Source organism: Planococcus salinarum, assembly GCF_007004625.1.
Classification (GTDB): domain Bacteria; phylum Bacillota; class Bacilli; order Bacillales_A; family Planococcaceae; genus Planococcus; species Planococcus salinarum.
The window spans coordinates 87,931-102,796 of sequence record NZ_VIFV01000012.1 but is presented as its reverse complement, the minus strand read 5'-3'; the positions used below and the strand labels follow the sequence as shown (position 1 = coordinate 102,796).

The following is a 14,866-nucleotide window of genomic DNA, read 5'->3' as shown; positions in this document are numbered from 1 at the left end:
TGCCGCCCGCTTCCTTCAGATTCCACGTCGCCGTGGACACCCTTGCGCTTGGCTAACTGTTACTTCTGCCTTCACAGTTCGGGACTCGCACCCTATAGATTACGCCCATGCCGGGCACACCAAAAAAAGAAGCCTTCCCGTTTCCGGTTTGGCTTCTGTTAATCGATTTTACATAAATAGACCGGACATTCTTCACAATTGATTTCGTCTTTCAGCCTTGGAATCTGATGGATTATGATTTTGCCGTCTCTCATCGAGATAATGCCATCCTTTTTCAAATCGCTCAACATACGGTTCACCACTTCTCGCGTCATGCCACAGAAATTGGCCAACTCCTGATTGGTCAGCTCCACATCGATGAGAACGCCTTCGCTGTGGGTTTCGCCGTAGCTGTTGCTCAGACGGATCAGCGTCGAATACAGGGCGCCTTTTTTTCCGTGCAGCAAAAGGTCGCGGAATTTTGTCTGTGTTTTCTGCTGGTCGATGCCTGTCCAGCGCATAAATGCGATTGCCATGGTATGGTCCCGTTGCAGCGCTTCCTCCAGATCTTCAATCGTTATCTTGAGGCATTCGGTATCTTCGATGGCTTTGGCATCCAGCCTGTACTTGGAAGGTCCGGAAAAAACCGTAACCTCCCCGACCAGCTGGTTTCCCCCACAGATTTTCAAGGTCAGCTCCCTGCCTTCCGGCGTCACTTTGCCAATTTGGACTTTTCCTGATCTTAACAGGTAAATGCCTCTGATCGGATCGCCTTCCCGGAACAGGTAACTCCCTTTTTCATATTTCCTGCTGGTGTGACGGATAGTCGCGAGATCCAGCAGTGCTTCATTTATACCAATTTCTGTATCCCGTGCATTCATATTCATCCACCTTTTCAAAATAATGTTACAACAAGAATAGCATATTAATAGTTTTTTGACTCACAAATTACACACTTATTTCCTATTGAAATAAAATCACAGTTTTGACTGCCATGTTAAATTTTTATCATAGAAAGAAGGAAGATTCAAGGAGAATAGAGAATTGACTTAATAGCAAGAGTTTGAAGGAGGAGATTGGATGACTCTAAAATATTCTCACATACTCGCCGCCGTAGATGGCTCGCCACAAGCGGAACTGGCTTACCGAAAATCGGTCAGCATTGCTTTGCGCAATCAGGCTGTTTTGAATTTGGTCACTATTGTTGATAACCGTTCGTTTGGTATGGTGGAAGCTTATGACAGACAAAGTGCGAAGAGAGCACATTTAACCGCAAGAGAGTTATTGGAAAAATACAAGAAGAAAGCAGAAGAGGCCGGTGTTAAGACGGTCAATGCCATCGTCAAATACGGCGTTGCAAAACAAATGATCCCGCGGGATATGGCGGAACAAACCAATGCCGACCTGATTATCTGCGGGGCCACCGGGATGACCGGCGCCGAGCGAATCATCATGGGCAGCATCTCCCAAAGCATTGTCCGTTACGCGAAATGCGACGTCCTTGTCGTCCGGACCGCAGAAGATGCTGAAAAGACAGATGCAAAAACAGAGTAGGCGTTTACTGTGAAAAAGTCGATTCCCCGTTGGAAGGAAGCGGCTTTTTCACATGCTCTTTCCTGTTGGATATGAAAATTTGCAGCGTGAGAAAAGAATCATTTTTCTTTGCTTAGGTTTAATAGGGCAGTTGAACGGGCTATAGAAAGAGTAGCCTGGAAAACCATTCGCGTTTCCACCGGCCCCAACCACTCCACATACGCACTCTCCAACCGCAGATTTTTGACAGGATGACTCAGACATTTGTGCTGATACAACGTCGGAAAGGATCACTGGATTCTTTGTGGCTTTTTTTAATGGCGTTATTTAATACTATAATCTGAAAGGAGCGGATCACATGACTCAACTGGAAGAAACGGCTAACGAAGTTGCCTCGTTGCTGGATGCGGAAATTGAACTGACCGAAAACGGATGCCTGGTGAAAAAGAAAAGGCGTTTGGATATTCACACGGAACAAAAATATTTTTCCTGCATACTGGAATTGGATATTTCGTTCAAGAACTTCAAAAAAAATGGACTCGCCATGAACAAAGCAGAAATACTCCTGCTTCCCGAGGAGCTTCCAGCATTTACAGCGGCCTGGTCAAATTTCGATATCCCGCTGCCAGTAAATTTCAAGCAGCGTTGTGAAACAAATCCGAATATCGTCTGCCTGCATTTGGAAACAACCGAATGCCCAAAAGATTTTGCTGCACGCCTGTCAGCCTCCCTGCACGCACTCGAACCGCTGGAATCCATCAGTTGACTGGAAATGGGGAGCTGCCACGCCGACAGCGATTTATATTAAAAATTAAAAAAAGCCGGAGCACCCATCAAAGGGGCTCCGGTTTTTCAATAATATCAGGATTTTCCGCCGTATAACTGCTGAAGCTCATCCTCTTTCATGGTGAAGCGGTGTTCTTCGGCCGGGAATGCCCCGGATTTCACTTCATCCACATAGGAGCTCAGGCCATTTTTCATGACTTCGCCGGCTTCCGCGTAGGAACGGACAAATTTCGGCAGGTGATGCGAACCGTATTTGACGGTGTCGTGGTACACGAGCACCTGACCGTCCGTTTCACTGCCGGCCCCGATGCCGATGACCGGAATCGAAACCGCTTCTGTTACCTCTTTTGCCAATTGGTAAGGAATGCACTCCAACACCAGCATAAACGCACCGGCCGCTTCACAGGCCTTCGCGTCTTCAATCAGCTTTTTCGCAGCGCCAGCAGTCTTCCCCTGCACTTTAAAGCCGCCAAGGACCCCCGCTGTCTGCGGCAATAAACCCAGATGTGCAACGACAGGTATGCCTGTACGCGTCAGCAGGCGGGTTACGTCCACCACTTCATCCGCGCCTTCAAGCTTGAGCGCCTCGGCTTCCGTTTCCTGGAAAATGCGGACGGCCGTTTGCAGGGTGCGGTCGATGTCACCATGGAATGAGGCAAACGGCATATCGACCACCAAAAACGTGTCCTTCGCCCCGCGCCGTGCAGCTTTGCCGTGGTGGATCATGTCTTCAACCGTCACTTTCACTGTCGAATCATAACCCAGGACGACCATCCCCAGTGAATCTCCGACAAGAATAACGTCCATGCCGGCTTCTTCCGCCAACTTCGCTGATGGATAATCATAGGCCGTCAGCATGGCGATTTTCTCGCCTTCTTTTTTCATTTTTGTGAATAGAGCTGTGTTCTTCATCATTTTTTCTCTCCTTTTCAGGGAAAAAACCGGAACTAAAAAGCCTTCTGTACCAAAATGGACAGAAGGACAGGACTTTCATCAGCTGGTTTCCTCCGTCCCTGTCATTGATTGATCAAGGCAGAATGTATTCGTTTGGCAGTGCATTATAAATGCCGGTGCAGTTCCCTTCGGATACCGCCCACACTCCCACTATAGCAGAAGCTGCAATAGTCTGACAATATTTCCCGCTTGTCTTTCCAAGGTTGCAGTTCGGATGAGTGGACAATAAACTGTCATATTTCTTCCTTTTTTAAGCAGGATCCGTTACCAATTCCCAAATACCCTGTATAGTATACGATAGATAGTTTATTTACGGAGGTTCCCATGGCAATCATCAGCAAATTAATCATCATTTCCATCATAGCAATCAGTTTTGCGCTCGCGTTTCTGGTCTTCTATTTGATGAGCAGCCTGCCCCAAAAGCAGCGGAAGAAACAGATTGAAGAAATCACCTCGCAGCTGATCAACTTCGTGCTGTTCCTGTGGCTTGCAAAAATCCTGTTGAACCTGCCTTTGTTTGTCCGGGACCCGCTGGCCGTACTTGCTTACCCAAGCAATTCGGAAGCCTTTTATCTGGCAGCGCTGTTTACCGGAGGGCTGCTGTTCTATAAAGCCCGCAAACGGAAAATCGCTGGCGGACTGCTGGCGCATTCCTTTCTGCAGGTATTTTTGGCGGCTTCGTTCTTTTACGAATTCATCCAATTGATCTGGCGCGAAAACCCATTTTCTTTCCCTTATCTGCCGGTTTACGGTCTTTTGCTGGCAGTCTTCCATGTGCTGCAGGGCCGTGTCAGCCGCCAAAGCCAGATCAGTATCGTGCTCGGCGCCGGGGCGGCCGGTTTCTTTGCCATCAGCCTCATGCTGCCGTACCTCTCTATGTTCGGTTATATTGTGGAACCGTGGTTCCTTGCGCTGGTGCTTGCTGCGTGTTTCGGACTCCTCATCAAAGATCCGCAGGACGAACCGCATTCCGAATCAAATTAAATTCCTGGAGGCATCTCAATGAAAAAGGCTTTATTCTTTACGATCATCGGCGCCATGCTTGCATGGGCCGTCTATGACTTCACATTTTCCGGCAGCAATTCCGGAGGACAGCAAAATGAGGCTTCGCCTGCCGAAACGGCCGGGGAAGCAGCAGACACCGGGCTTGCAGTGGGCAACACCGCCCCGGATTTCACGCTCCAAACGCTTGACGGCGAACAGGCAAAGCTGTCGGATTTCCGCGGCAAACCGGTCTTCGTCAATTTCTGGGCAACCTGGTGTCCGCCGTGCCGGGCTGAAATGCCCGATATGCAGGAGCTTTACGACAATATGGATATCGAAATATTGGCCGTCAACCTGACAAACACGGAAAAAAGCGAAGAAGATGTGTCGTCCTTCGTCGAAGACATGGGATTGACATTCCCGGTGCTGATGGACCCGAATGGTGATGTCTCTTCCGAATACAATGTAAAAGCTTACCCTACGTCGTACTTGCTCGATGCCGATGGCAAAATCACCTACATCGCATACGGTGCGATGAACTACAACCAGATGGTGCAGGAATTCGAGAAAATGAAGTAGATTTTTTCGAATTCACTTTTATTTCCCGGGAAATAATTAACGTTTGGCGACGAAGGACTGGTTTCACAGGGCTTTTTGCCGACTTTTTTTCACAAGAAGCCGGGGTATCGTCGAACTCCCTTATTTACAGGGACTTAGATAGAAAAAAAGCCGGAGCCACTTAGGTGGCTCCGGCTTTTTTTCACCTTGCAACATACAGGAAACTTTCATCCTGAGTTTTCGCGCCATTCATCTTCCAGCATGCCCATTTCCCACAAACTCCAGTATTCGTCGCCAAACTTCTGGTGATCGCGCAGCAGCCCTTCTTTTTGGAAGCCGGCTTTCTCGTAACAGGCAATCGCGGGTTTATTGAAATCAAAGACTCCCAGTGTGACGCGGTGAAGCTCCAGTTCTTCAAAGGCAATTTTCAGCACCTGTTGCATCATCTGGCCGCAAATTCCTTTTCCTTTTGCCTTCGGATCGCCTACTAATACACGGCCGATGCGACCAGAGCGATTGTTTCGGTCAATCCGGGTAATGGAAAGATGTCCGATCAGCCGTTCTGTCTCCACATCGACCACACTGTATATATAGGAGGATGAGTTTTTCCTGTTGGCATCTTTCAGATATTCCTCCAATTGATAGTCATTCAATGGAAAGACGAAACTCGGTCCGCCCCATTGGAGCATCAATTCAGCCGTTTCCACCCAGTCGATCATCTGGTTGAAATCCGCCTTTTCAAAATAGCGCAATTCGATCATCAGGGTCCACTTCCTCTTCTTAAAATCAGCTCTTACTTGTACTCTACCCTATCCGTCTGCACCCTAAAATCGGCAGCGCCGAAAAACGGACCCAAAAACATCAATAAGGACCCGAATATCGTGTTTAACACAATCGCAACAAGTAACTTCATTGTAACTCCCTCCTTTTTCTTAACCTCCCTAACACTACAGATACGTAATTGTCTGGTTCTTTTATCTGCGGTGCTTCATTTTCCGTTTCAGCATCCGTATTTGGCCCCTGTGGCTGATTTCGTCTTCGAGCACATGAAACCACAGGTAATAATTATTGTAGGCGACGTCATTCGGCCAGCTGTTTTCTTCAAACAGCCAGGCTTCGTCTTTGGTCTTCAGCTGTTTTAACGTTTCCCGCCGGACTTCCGCCAGTTCTTCAAGGTAATATTCCAACGGCTGCCCTTTGATGTCGCTTCGTGCTTTATCGCCGAGCTCCAGCGCTGATCCCCACTTTTTCAGTTCATCTTCATTCAAATCACGCTTTTCGAAAGAAATGACCTGATGAACTTTTTCAATGGAAGCGATATGCAACAACAGAGCACCGATTGAGTTGCTGTCACGAGCGGAAAGATGATCCAGGTCTTCCTGGCTCAGTCCGCCCAGTTCCCAGATTGTGACGGCACGGGCATGCTCCAGCATTGAAACAAGTTCCCCAATTTTATCCGCGTAACCTTTTTGCGCTTTGATGACGAAATCGATCATCTGCTCCATCTCCTTTTTGTAATACACCAGCGTCGTGCGTTCGTTGATCTTTTCAATCCTGCCCGTCCGGTTGTAGCCAAGTTTTTCATATAAATAGCAATTGCCGGTTTCTTCAGCGAGTGTCGCCAGCTCCCATGTCCGGTTGTTCGCAAACTTCTGCTCTGCAAGCAGGATAGCCCGTTGCGCAATGCCTCTGCCCTGATATTTTGGCCCTATAAAAATCGGGCTGATCCACAAACTTCCTGCCGTCTCTTTTCGGACAACATTGAGCGCACCTGCCAGTTCACCGTCCGCTATAATCATGAAATAAAAACTGTCCGGATTTTTCAGGCGGCGGACTGTTCTCTCTAGCGTTTCCGTCGCAGGACTCGTGTTGTAATCCTCGTATTTTTTCAGTAAAGGCGTGAATGCGGCAACCTGTAAAGCGTGTATCGCCGCGGCATCCTTTACCTTAGCCGTCTGAAAGGTGATTCTCATTTTTCATGCCTCATTTGCCTACAGCTTTTTGCCAGTCTTACTTTCTCTCATTGTTTGAAACTTCGCGAAATCGGTCTTGAATTCCTGTTCTTGAGTGAAGCCGAAGTTTTCGTACAGGCGGATGGCCCGCTTGTTGAATGCCGCGACGGTCAGCCGCATGGGCTTGTCGGGATGGCTTGCACGTATCTGGTCTCGGACATAGGCAAAAAATTCGCTGCCTTTTCCTTGTCCTGTTTCCGCGGGCTTTACGCCAAGGCCAAAGTCGATGTAACCGGACGGATAGACTCCCATTCTCCTGCCGGCCGGAACCTGTGCGGACGGTCCGGTGCAATAAAAACCGAATAGTTCTCCCCGTTCGTCCTGCACTGCCCGATATGTGCCGTCCAGCATTTCGGCCAGCGACTCCTCGGTCATTTCATTGTTGTAAAAATCATAGGGATATGGATACCGCCATTTCAGTATTTCAGTAGCAATTGTTTGGGTCATTGGTTTTGCAGTGAGATTCATGTTTAGCACCTTCTTTTATGATGTAGCTGGATCGCCCAGATATTCCGTTTTCAACATTTCTTCTTTTCCCGGAGACACAAAATACGCCTTCGCGTCCGGACGTGAACTAACGATTTTCTTTACTTCCCCATCGACGTAATGGATGGCGGCTCCGTCGTCCGCAGCGATGCCCGCCTGCAGGATTCCTTCATCCACCAGCTTGCGGTATGTCGGCCTTCTCTCGGGCTCGCCGTCATAATGCGGACAATTGCTGCCACTCAGGAAACCCAGCGCTTTCAGCGGCTCCAACCCGTCTCCATAAGAATCCGTCACGCCTTCTTCAAACCAGCAAATCGAACCGGCGCTGATGCCGGCCAATACGACTCCTTGGTCCAATGCCTTGCGCAGGATGTCATCCAATCCCCATTCCCGCCAGAGCGCCAGCAGATTTTTCGTATTTCCTCCGCCTACATAGATGATGTCCTTATCCAAAACAAAACTTTCCAAATCGCGTACCGGCGGTTTGAACAGGGACAGGTCGCTGGGCACACAATTTTCCTTGCGGAAACGTTCATAGAATTTTTGGGTCATGCTTTCCGCGTCTCCGCTGGCCGTGCCGATATAGCAGATTTCCGGCTTCGCTTTTTCTGCCTGTTGCAGGATGTAGCGGTCCAACAGAGGGTTTTCCGGTTCCATCAGAAATCCGCCTCCGCCCATGGCGATGATCTGTTTCATGCTGTTCACCCCTTGCTGTTGAGTTTGATTTTGAAGTGCTTTTTCTGAGTTGAGCGTATTGGAGCTGAAGTTGATCGTATTTATCATAAAGTTGATCGTATTTCAGTGAAAGTTGATCGTATTAGCCTCCTAGTTGATCGTATTTCGAAAATCCATTGATCGGTAAGCCTGTTCCAATATTCTTTTATTATTCGTAGGTAAATTTTACCGTTCAATTGCCCCTTTTACAATGAAATTCACAATATTTTGACTTGCATAAATTTAGACCCCCTATTTTCCGGAAAATGAGGTAGAATGGATTTATTACAGAAACACCCCAGAGGATTCCCATTGCAAAATCCAAAACGATTTTAGGAGGAATGCGGGTGGATGTGGATACGGTTTTGAACTTATATATTTTCTTTCTTGCCGCTGCAGCTGTCCTGTGTATGGTGATTGCCTGGTTCGTCACTAGAATTTCCGAGAATCTTTTTATTGGTTTTGTCAGCATTTTCATCGCCAGCCTGCTCAGCCTGATGCTGATTTTCGGCTGGTTCCAGTCCATGACCCTGAATGCCGCGGAAGAGACTATCCATTGGGTTTTCAGCTACGGTCTGGTGCTTCTCCTTTATCCGATCTACCTGTTCATGAATTGGTTTATTCTAAAAAGAGCCCGGCGCTTCCGGGCAGAAGAATAGCATTTTCCCGGTTTAGGTGCCGGGATTTTTTTATTTCTTTGTCTAGACTACAGTGCCTAGCTCTTCGGTACATAAGCCGGCTCAGCTATGCGGCAAAGATCGCCGCGCCTCTATTCCGTCTTATGCCTTTCAGAGCTGAACAGGCACTTTCGCTTTTCTATTCAATAAAATATTTCATTTCATAATGAACTTTTTCGGCGTTGCCGTGTCTAATGTGTAACTGGAGAGAAACGAGGTGTTGACCGTGGCCGATATTGAAGTTGCCCGAAAAGCGATAGAAGGTGACGAAGAAGCTTTTGTCACATTGATGCAAATACATAAAGAAGCCTTGCTGCGGACGGCTTTGGCTTTCCTGAAAAATGAGCATGATGCGCTCGAAGCCCTGCAGGAAACGACTTACCGGGCATTCAGGAAAATCGGTTCCTTAAAAGAGCCGACCTACGCTAAGACTTGGCTCATTCGCATTACAATCAACTATTGCCAGGATCAATTAAAGAAAGACGGACGTTACGTGAGAGATGGGAAATCAGCTGATTCGGCAGTATTGGATGATCTAACTCAACTGGAATTGCAGGAAGCTTTGAGCACCTTGTCGGCCGCCGAACAGCAATTGATCTATATGAAATATTTTCAGAACGTCAAAATCAAAGACATCGCAGCTCTCGAGAAGATTCCTGAAGGCACTGTGAAATCACGGCTCCACAAAACATTGCGGACATTGCGCAGCCATTTTGAAGGCAAAGGAGAGATGGATCATGTATGAAAAAGAGGAACAGAAATTGACTGATTTCAAAGATCGCCTTGAACAGGTCCCTCTTCCTTTGGAAGCCGCAGATGGCGCAATTATGCAGGGGCTGGAACGGGCGAAACGCGAAAAACTGCAGACGCGTGCCAAGCGGAAACGGTCGCTTCTGAGTTTGGCTGCTGCAGCGCTGCTCATTTTAACTTTGGTCACAACAATCCGCGTGTCTCCCGCATTTGCCAATGCGGTTGCGTCGATTCCCGGCATGGAGAAATTTGTTGAATTGATCCAAAACGATAAAGGGCTACAAGCTGTATTTGAAAACGAATATTATCAGCCTATTGGCGAGTCACAGACGGTTGGAAATGCGACACTGACGATTGATGGAGTTATTTTGGATGAGTCGGGGATGAATATTTTTTATACGATTGAGTCGGCTGTTGAGATGGATGATATTCGGATCAATCCGATAGCCCTGAAAAATCAAGAGGAGATTTCTCCTGATGGTATTTCATGGCACCATTCTGATTTTGAAGAAGGTTCACCCAAAATTTTTCAAGATGTCTTAAGTTATAGATTCTCAGAGTCAACCAAGTTTGAGGACTTGGATTTCACCCTTGCTTTGCAAGTTAAGTTGAATGGCAAGGAATTCGATTTCTCCATACCGTTTACAGTGCCGGAGAATGTGAAACCGAGTATCGTGTATGAAATGCATGAAGAAGTAGAGGTTGAAGGACAGAAGTTTACAGTAGAAGAAGTAACTATTGATCCGCTTCGGGTTGGAATCCGTCTTACCTTCGACCCCGACAACACGAAGAAAATTCTACAGTTCGAAGATATCCGCCTTGAAGATGAAGATGGTGAATCGTGGAGTTCCATCGCCAACGGCTTCTCTGCAAGTGGAGAGGCCGAGGACGGCGAAATCGTTTATTATCTGCAAAGCAACTATTTCGAAACGCCGGAAAAGCTTTATCTGCGCATCAATAAAATGCAGGCGGTCGATATTGAAGATTCCTATTTCCTCGTGGATACTGATAAGAATTTATTGCTTCACAGTCCGAAAGATGGCCAATTGGAATTGATTGAATCGAACCGTTCCGGAATTGAAATGATTCTGAAAAGGAAAGATCAACCGGATCACACATATGGAATCGATAAAAAGATTACAGATGCCGATGGAGAGTTGCTAGATATACAGTCATCAGGAATATCCTCGGGATATGAAGGCAAGCAGGATATCAGTATAGACATAAATGACAACGGCTACACCAACCCAGTAAGAGTCGATCTATTCGCCTACCCCAACTACATCAACGGAGACGTTAAAATTGAACTGAAAAAATGACAAGCGTACACTAAAGGGCAGGAACCTTCTTGAGGTTCTTGCCTGTTTTATTTCAATTAAAGGCTATTTGAATTCGATAAATGGAAATGGAGTGGATGGATAATGGGCAAAACGGCAATCATCACCGGTGCCAGCAGCGGTATCGGGCAAGCAGCAGCAAAAGAGTTGGCGAACAAAGGATTTTCCGTCATGCTGGCGGCGCGGCGCGAAGAACGCCTTGTGGAATTGAAAAAGGAAATCGAAGACGCCGGCGGAAGCGCGGCTTATAAAGTAACGGACGTCACGTCAGCCGAAGAAATGAAAGCATTGGCCGAGGCTACAATTGAGCAGTTCGGACAAATCGATGTCATGCTCAACAACGCAGGCTTGATGCCTTTATCGTTCATGAATAAACTGAAGATCGACGAATGGGACCGCATGGTCGACGTCAACATCAAAGGCGTGCTTTACGGCATCGCGGCTGTGCTCCCGCATATGGAAGAACGGAAAGAAGGCCACATCATCAATGTTTCATCCGTGGCGGGACATGATGTCACTCCGGGGAGCGCGGTTTACAGCGGAACGAAATTTGCCGTGCGCGCGATTACGGAAGGATTGCGTCAGGAACTGGATCCTGCGATGAACATCCGCGCGACGATTATATCGCCTGGCGCCGTCACGACTGAACTGGTGGAAACGATCACGGATGAAGATATTTTGTCCGCCTTTTCGAGCGGCCCTTCAATGGAATTCTTACAGGCGGAAGACATCGCCCGCGCCATCGGGTATGCCGTCGAGCAGCCGGCGCATGTCGATGTGAATGAAATATTGATCCGTCCGAGACAACAGAAGTAAACTTTTATGAGATAGCCCTCTGGAATTTTGAATTCCAGAGGGCTTTTTTGCGGAACGCGCATAAGTGACAGCTAATCGCGCGTATTGATTTTTAATCGCGCGCATTTTTTCCTAACCGCGCATAAAACTTTTTAATCCACCACATTTTCGAGTAATCGCCCATAAATCTGTTTAATCGCCCACATTTTTTTCTAATCGCCCATAACCTCGTCTAATCGCCCGCAAACCTCCTTCCAACCCACTAAACTGCTCCCCCAAACCCACATCCCCTCTCCAAAAAACCTCCAAAAACAAAAAAGGAAGCTTTTCGCTGAGCGAAAAGCCTCCAATTCCAAAATTACATTTCAAGCGTAGTTTTCGGCTTGCGCACTAAGCACATAATGCCGGCAATCAGATAGAAGATACCTGCAATGACACCGATGCCCGTTGTGATAATCGAGATGATGATTGCAGTCGCGATGAAGATGATTCCCGCAACAACCGGTTTTTTATTGCCCTTCAGCAAGACCATTGCGACGATGCCGAGAACAACTGCGGCTATGGCTGATGCCAGCAGCAGCCATCCGCCTGTACCGAACAGATCCATCATCGCTTCAAACTCTTCCATTGAAAAGTCAGTCGACGGATCGCCGGTACCAGTTGTCAATTCAGTTTCGATCAAGTCCCTATTGTTCTGCAACCAGAGCATAAAACCTCCTATTGCCGCCATAAATGCATAACCTAACGCTCCGATAATTCCTAATACGATTTCTGCTGTACGTTTCATTTTTTATTCCTCCTATTTTTTATTTTAAATTAATTCCCTGCTACGTCCCGTTTCGTAAAGGCTGCCCACGCTGCGCCCAAGAAGATGGCGAAGTAGACCAGCAGCACAATGATTGAAAAGGTCATCGACATTCCAGGAATCATCGGCTCCATGCCGTTTGTGTATTGTGCCAGGTTTGTGTTGGCGAACAGGATGAATTTCGACCATTCGTATTGCGACAGGAACGCAACAATTGCGTTGCCCGCCATCATCAAGAAGATCGCCAGGCCGATTGCCATGCCGCTGCTTCTGAAAATAGCGGAAATCATGAAGGCAAAAGTCGCCATCATTACCAAAGTCACGATACTGAAGCCGTATGATTTCGCAATTTCACCCAATACGTCATTGTGTGCGTAGCCCGGCATCATATCCTGCACAACCATCGGATTCAAGCCGTTCAGTCCGAATAATAATGCGCCGACGAGCCAGGATGAAAGCAATAGGAATACGAGCATTGTCAGAGCGAATATCAATACGGACACATATTTGGAGAATAAAATCTTCGTCCGCGAAATTGGGCGGATCAATAGTAATTTGATGGTGCCCCATTTAAATTCGTTTGAAATGATTCCCGCTGCCACGATAATCGTGAACAGGCTGATGACCGAAGTGAGGAAACTGTTCTCGAGTACATATTCCCAGCCGTCATAAGGCTGCGGCTTGATGTTGTTTTCGAGATGGTAACTGTTTTCGGCAATGATCATGTCATTCATGAAGCCGCCAAATTCTTCGTCCTGCATTTCGGCAGTCAGCTGTGCATTTTCTTCCTGCAGTTCCGTCTGCCAATTGTCGCCGTATTCCTTGAAATCCGATTCGGTCCCGAAAAATTTAGTAATAAGTCCGCCGCCGATGGCAATCACAAGGAGGACCGCAAACATGACCCACGTCGCTTTTTTCGCATACAATTTGATCTGTTCATTCCAGATCAGCTTCATGAAATTACTCAATGCTATTCTCTCCAATCAGGTCAAAGAATTTATCTTCCAGCGTCGCCTGCAGGACGCGCACCCCGTAAATGCTGATGCCTTGTTCCATAAGGTTTTTCAGGATTTGCGGAATCTCTTCACGTTTGACCGACATGGAAAGTTCCTTGCTGCCTACCCCGACTGCATTCGGCAGATGGGTATCAAGATATGTCTTCGCCGTTTCCATCGGCTCTACTTCGATATAAACTTCTTTCAGTGCTTCTTCGTTTTCAACGGTCCGCACTTCTTCGATGGCAATCAATTCACCGTTCTTGATGACGCCGATCCGGTCGCACATCAATTCGATCTCCGTCAATAAGTGGCTGGAAACGATAACTGCCACATTTTCCTTTTCCGCAAGATTGCGTATGTATTTCCGGATTTCGCGGATTCCTGATGGATCCAGTCCGTTTGTCGGCTCATCCAATATCAAAATCGATGGTCCGTGCAATAAAGCCTGGGCGATTCCGAGTCGCTGGCGCATACCAAGTGAATAACGGCCTGCTTTTTCATGTATCGCTTTTTCCAGTCCAACAAGGGACACCACTTCTTTGATCCGCTCATCTGTTACGCCTTCGACCATCCGCGCATATTGCTTCAGGTTCTTCCAGCCGCTCAGGAATGGATACATCTCCGGATTTTCAACGATAGCGCCAACATGCTGGATCGCTCCTTTGAAATCCGTTTTGATGCTTTTTCCTTCAATCAGGACATCGCCTTCTGTGATATCAATCAATCCAACCATCATCCGGATCGTTGTTGTCTTCCCTGCTCCGTTCGGCCCTAAAAATCCGAACACTTCGCCTGCTCTGATCTCAAAATCCAACCCTTTGATAATCGGCTTATTGCCAATTGTCTTTTTTAAATTCACCAATTGCATTGCCGGCTTCGACATGATGTGCACCTCCGTGTTTTACTTTCCACTCTCTTCTACGAACCAACAGGAAGAAAGTTCCCAAAAATGGTAATTTCCATTAAAAATTTATTGGTTCAGAAAAATTCAAGGTTCTCCGTTCAGAAGATGCAGGAAAATAAAAAAGCACATCTCTTTCAATGGAGAGGTGCTTTTGGATGACAATATTTACTTTTTTAATTATCTCTGATGCAGCGGCCGCTTATTTTCCGGCTTCTTGATCCAGTGGCGCAAGCCTTTTCCGGCATACGGTTCATCGTTGTAACGCGGGACGATATGGAAATGGCTGTGCAGAATCGACTGGTTCGACGCTTCGCCGACATTCCAGCCGAGAGTGAAGCCATCGGGCGAATACTTTTGCTTCAAATATTCCTGCGCCTGCTGCATTAGGTCGTAAGTATCGTTCCACTCTTCCTTCGTCAGTTCAAATGTGTTCACGCGGTGGGTCTTCGGAATGATGATGCCGGACCCTTCCAACACGTCTTGGTGACGATCATGCTGCAAAAAGTAGCACGTATTATTTTCAAAGACGATGTGCTGTTCCGGATCATCCGCAAAATTGCAGTATGGGCAATCCTCTTTATAACTCATTGTTTT

The 14,866-nt window shown here is 47.2% G+C and carries 18 protein-coding genes and 1 pseudogene; 8 read left to right on the top strand and 11 right to left on the bottom strand.

The genetic code is table 11. The features are described from left to right. Positions 1-158: 158 nt before the first annotated feature. The gene (locus DIJ65_RS09120; protein WP_117300983.1) at positions 159-866 is read right to left on the bottom strand and encodes a Crp/Fnr family transcriptional regulator; all 708 of its coding nucleotides are present in this window, start codon (positions 864-866) and stop codon (positions 159-161) included. A 193-nt stretch (positions 867-1,059) separates the two neighbouring features. Here DIJ65_RS09120 and DIJ65_RS09115 point away from each other — a divergent pair, with 193 nt between their 5' ends. Continuing rightward, a complete protein-coding gene (locus tag DIJ65_RS09115; RefSeq protein WP_071151864.1) occupies positions 1,060-1,533 on the top strand; it encodes a universal stress protein in 474 nt (157 codons plus the stop codon). Between the two features lie 337 nt (positions 1,534-1,870). Next, positions 1,871-2,278, top strand: a complete 408-nt coding sequence (locus DIJ65_RS09110; RefSeq protein WP_084226060.1) for a DUF1259 domain-containing protein — start codon at positions 1,871-1,873, stop codon at positions 2,276-2,278. 95 nt (positions 2,279-2,373) lie between these two features. On the opposite strand, the gene panB is transcribed toward DIJ65_RS09110, so the two are convergent. Beyond that, positions 2,374-3,210 (bottom strand): 3-methyl-2-oxobutanoate hydroxymethyltransferase, encoded by an 837-nt coding sequence (panB, locus tag DIJ65_RS09105; protein WP_117301126.1) that lies wholly within the window; start codon positions 3,208-3,210, stop codon positions 2,374-2,376. A 366-nt stretch (positions 3,211-3,576) separates the two neighbouring features. On the opposite strand from panB, the gene DIJ65_RS16330 reads away from it, so the two are divergent. Both DIJ65_RS16330 and DIJ65_RS09095 read left to right on the top strand, forming a co-directional pair. After that, positions 3,577-4,236 carry a hypothetical protein gene (locus DIJ65_RS16330; protein ID WP_071151866.1) on the top strand — a complete coding sequence of 220 codons (660 nt, stop codon included), beginning with the start codon at positions 3,577-3,579 and terminating at the stop codon, positions 4,234-4,236. A gap of 18 nt (positions 4,237-4,254) precedes the next feature. Next, entirely contained in the window at positions 4,255-4,815 is a 561-nt protein-coding gene (locus DIJ65_RS09095; RefSeq protein ID WP_071151867.1) for a TlpA family protein disulfide reductase, read from the top strand. Positions 4,816-5,021: 206 nt separating this feature from the next. On the opposite strand, the gene DIJ65_RS09090 is transcribed toward DIJ65_RS09095, so the two are convergent. The 5 genes and pseudogenes from DIJ65_RS09090 to DIJ65_RS09075 all read right to left on the bottom strand — a co-directional run bounded on the left by DIJ65_RS09090 (position 5,022) and on the right by DIJ65_RS09075 (position 7,988). After that, positions 5,022-5,555: a GNAT family N-acetyltransferase gene (locus DIJ65_RS09090; protein WP_071151868.1), complete on the bottom strand. Its 534-nt coding sequence runs from the start codon at positions 5,553-5,555 to the stop codon at positions 5,022-5,024. A 213-nt stretch (positions 5,556-5,768) separates the two neighbouring features. Next, positions 5,769-6,290, bottom strand: a complete 522-nt coding sequence (locus tag DIJ65_RS16325; RefSeq protein ID WP_071151872.1) for a DinB family protein — start codon at positions 6,288-6,290, stop codon at positions 5,769-5,771. 63 nt (positions 6,291-6,353) lie between these two features. After that, positions 6,354-6,767 (bottom strand): annotated as a pseudogene (locus tag DIJ65_RS16320) (GNAT family N-acetyltransferase); the annotation flags it as partial. Between the two features lie 18 nt (positions 6,768-6,785). Further along, positions 6,786-7,274: a GNAT family N-acetyltransferase gene (locus DIJ65_RS09080; RefSeq protein WP_071151869.1), complete on the bottom strand. Its 489-nt coding sequence runs from the start codon at positions 7,272-7,274 to the stop codon at positions 6,786-6,788. 15 nt (positions 7,275-7,289) lie between these two features. After that, the gene (locus DIJ65_RS09075) at positions 7,290-7,988 is read right to left on the bottom strand and encodes a Type 1 glutamine amidotransferase-like domain-containing protein (RefSeq protein ID WP_071151870.1); all 699 of its coding nucleotides are present in this window, start codon (positions 7,986-7,988) and stop codon (positions 7,290-7,292) included. A 365-nt stretch (positions 7,989-8,353) separates the two neighbouring features. Here DIJ65_RS09075 and DIJ65_RS09070 point away from each other — a divergent pair, with 365 nt between their 5' ends. From DIJ65_RS09070 to DIJ65_RS09055, 4 genes are all read left to right on the top strand, one after another. Continuing rightward, a complete protein-coding gene (locus DIJ65_RS09070) occupies positions 8,354-8,665 on the top strand; it encodes a hypothetical protein (RefSeq protein ID WP_071151871.1) in 312 nt (103 codons plus the stop codon). A gap of 244 nt (positions 8,666-8,909) precedes the next feature. After that, positions 8,910-9,428: a sigma-70 family RNA polymerase sigma factor gene (locus DIJ65_RS09065; RefSeq protein ID WP_117301127.1), complete on the top strand. Its 519-nt coding sequence runs from the start codon at positions 8,910-8,912 to the stop codon at positions 9,426-9,428. Further along, positions 9,421-10,752, top strand: a complete 1,332-nt coding sequence (locus tag DIJ65_RS09060) for a DUF4179 domain-containing protein (protein ID WP_117300984.1) — start codon at positions 9,421-9,423, stop codon at positions 10,750-10,752. Before DIJ65_RS09065 ends, DIJ65_RS09060 begins: the two co-directional genes overlap by 8 nt. Before the next feature lie 102 nt (positions 10,753-10,854). Beyond that, the gene (locus DIJ65_RS09055; RefSeq protein WP_117300985.1) at positions 10,855-11,586 is read left to right on the top strand and encodes an SDR family oxidoreductase; all 732 of its coding nucleotides are present in this window, start codon (positions 10,855-10,857) and stop codon (positions 11,584-11,586) included. 337 nt (positions 11,587-11,923) lie between these two features. Here DIJ65_RS09055 and DIJ65_RS09050 read toward each other — a convergent pair whose 3' ends face one another. From DIJ65_RS09050 to DIJ65_RS09035, 4 genes are all read right to left on the bottom strand, one after another. After that, positions 11,924-12,352, bottom strand: coding sequence for a DUF4064 domain-containing protein (locus tag DIJ65_RS09050; RefSeq protein ID WP_117300986.1), 429 nt, complete (start codon positions 12,350-12,352; stop codon positions 11,924-11,926). Positions 12,353-12,381: 29 nt separating this feature from the next. After that, positions 12,382-13,338, bottom strand: a complete 957-nt coding sequence (locus DIJ65_RS09045) for an ABC transporter permease (protein WP_117300987.1) — start codon at positions 13,336-13,338, stop codon at positions 12,382-12,384. Beyond that, positions 13,331-14,251 (bottom strand): ABC transporter ATP-binding protein, encoded by a 921-nt coding sequence (locus tag DIJ65_RS09040; RefSeq protein ID WP_117300988.1) that lies wholly within the window; start codon positions 14,249-14,251, stop codon positions 13,331-13,333. Before DIJ65_RS09040 ends, DIJ65_RS09045 begins: the two co-directional genes overlap by 8 nt. 198 nt (positions 14,252-14,449) lie before the next feature. Next, positions 14,450-14,860 carry an HIT family protein gene (locus tag DIJ65_RS09035; RefSeq protein ID WP_117300989.1) on the bottom strand — a complete coding sequence of 137 codons (411 nt, stop codon included), beginning with the start codon at positions 14,858-14,860 and terminating at the stop codon, positions 14,450-14,452. Positions 14,861-14,866 lie beyond the last annotated feature (6 nt).

Bases quoted from the DNA above. Each gene is read 5' to 3' on its own strand.
- DIJ65_RS09075 (WP_071151870.1), bottom strand. From the start codon at position 7,988: ATGAAACAGATCATCGCCATGGGCGGAGGCGGATTTCTGATGGAACCG.
- DIJ65_RS09110 (WP_084226060.1), top strand. From the start codon at position 1,871: ATGACTCAACTGGAAGAAACGGCTAACGAAGTTGCCTCGTTGCTGGAT.
- DIJ65_RS16325 (WP_071151872.1), bottom strand. From the start codon at position 6,290: ATGATCGATTTCGTCATCAAAGCGCAAAAAGGTTACGCGGATAAAATT.
- DIJ65_RS09060 (WP_117300984.1), top strand. From the start codon at position 9,421: ATGTATGAAAAAGAGGAACAGAAATTGACTGATTTCAAAGATCGCCTT.
- DIJ65_RS09055 (WP_117300985.1), top strand. From the start codon at position 10,855: ATGGGCAAAACGGCAATCATCACCGGTGCCAGCAGCGGTATCGGGCAA.
- DIJ65_RS09095 (WP_071151867.1), top strand. From the start codon at position 4,255: ATGAAAAAGGCTTTATTCTTTACGATCATCGGCGCCATGCTTGCATGG.
- panB (WP_117301126.1), bottom strand. From the start codon at position 3,210: ATGAAGAACACAGCTCTATTCACAAAAATGAAAAAAGAAGGCGAGAAA.
- DIJ65_RS09040 (WP_117300988.1), bottom strand. From the start codon at position 14,251: ATGTCGAAGCCGGCAATGCAATTGGTGAATTTAAAAAAGACAATTGGC.
- DIJ65_RS09050 (WP_117300986.1), bottom strand. From the start codon at position 12,352: ATGAAACGTACAGCAGAAATCGTATTAGGAATTATCGGAGCGTTAGGT.
- DIJ65_RS09080 (WP_071151869.1), bottom strand. From the start codon at position 7,274: ATGAATCTCACTGCAAAACCAATGACCCAAACAATTGCTACTGAAATA.
- DIJ65_RS16330 (WP_071151866.1), top strand. From the start codon at position 3,577: ATGGCAATCATCAGCAAATTAATCATCATTTCCATCATAGCAATCAGT.
- DIJ65_RS09120 (WP_117300983.1), bottom strand. From the start codon at position 866: ATGAATATGAATGCACGGGATACAGAAATTGGTATAAATGAAGCACTG.
- DIJ65_RS09090 (WP_071151868.1), bottom strand. From the start codon at position 5,555: ATGATCGAATTGCGCTATTTTGAAAAGGCGGATTTCAACCAGATGATC.
- DIJ65_RS09115 (WP_071151864.1), top strand. From the start codon at position 1,060: ATGACTCTAAAATATTCTCACATACTCGCCGCCGTAGATGGCTCGCCA.
- DIJ65_RS09035 (WP_117300989.1), bottom strand. From the start codon at position 14,860: ATGAGTTATAAAGAGGATTGCCCATACTGCAATTTTGCGGATGATCCG.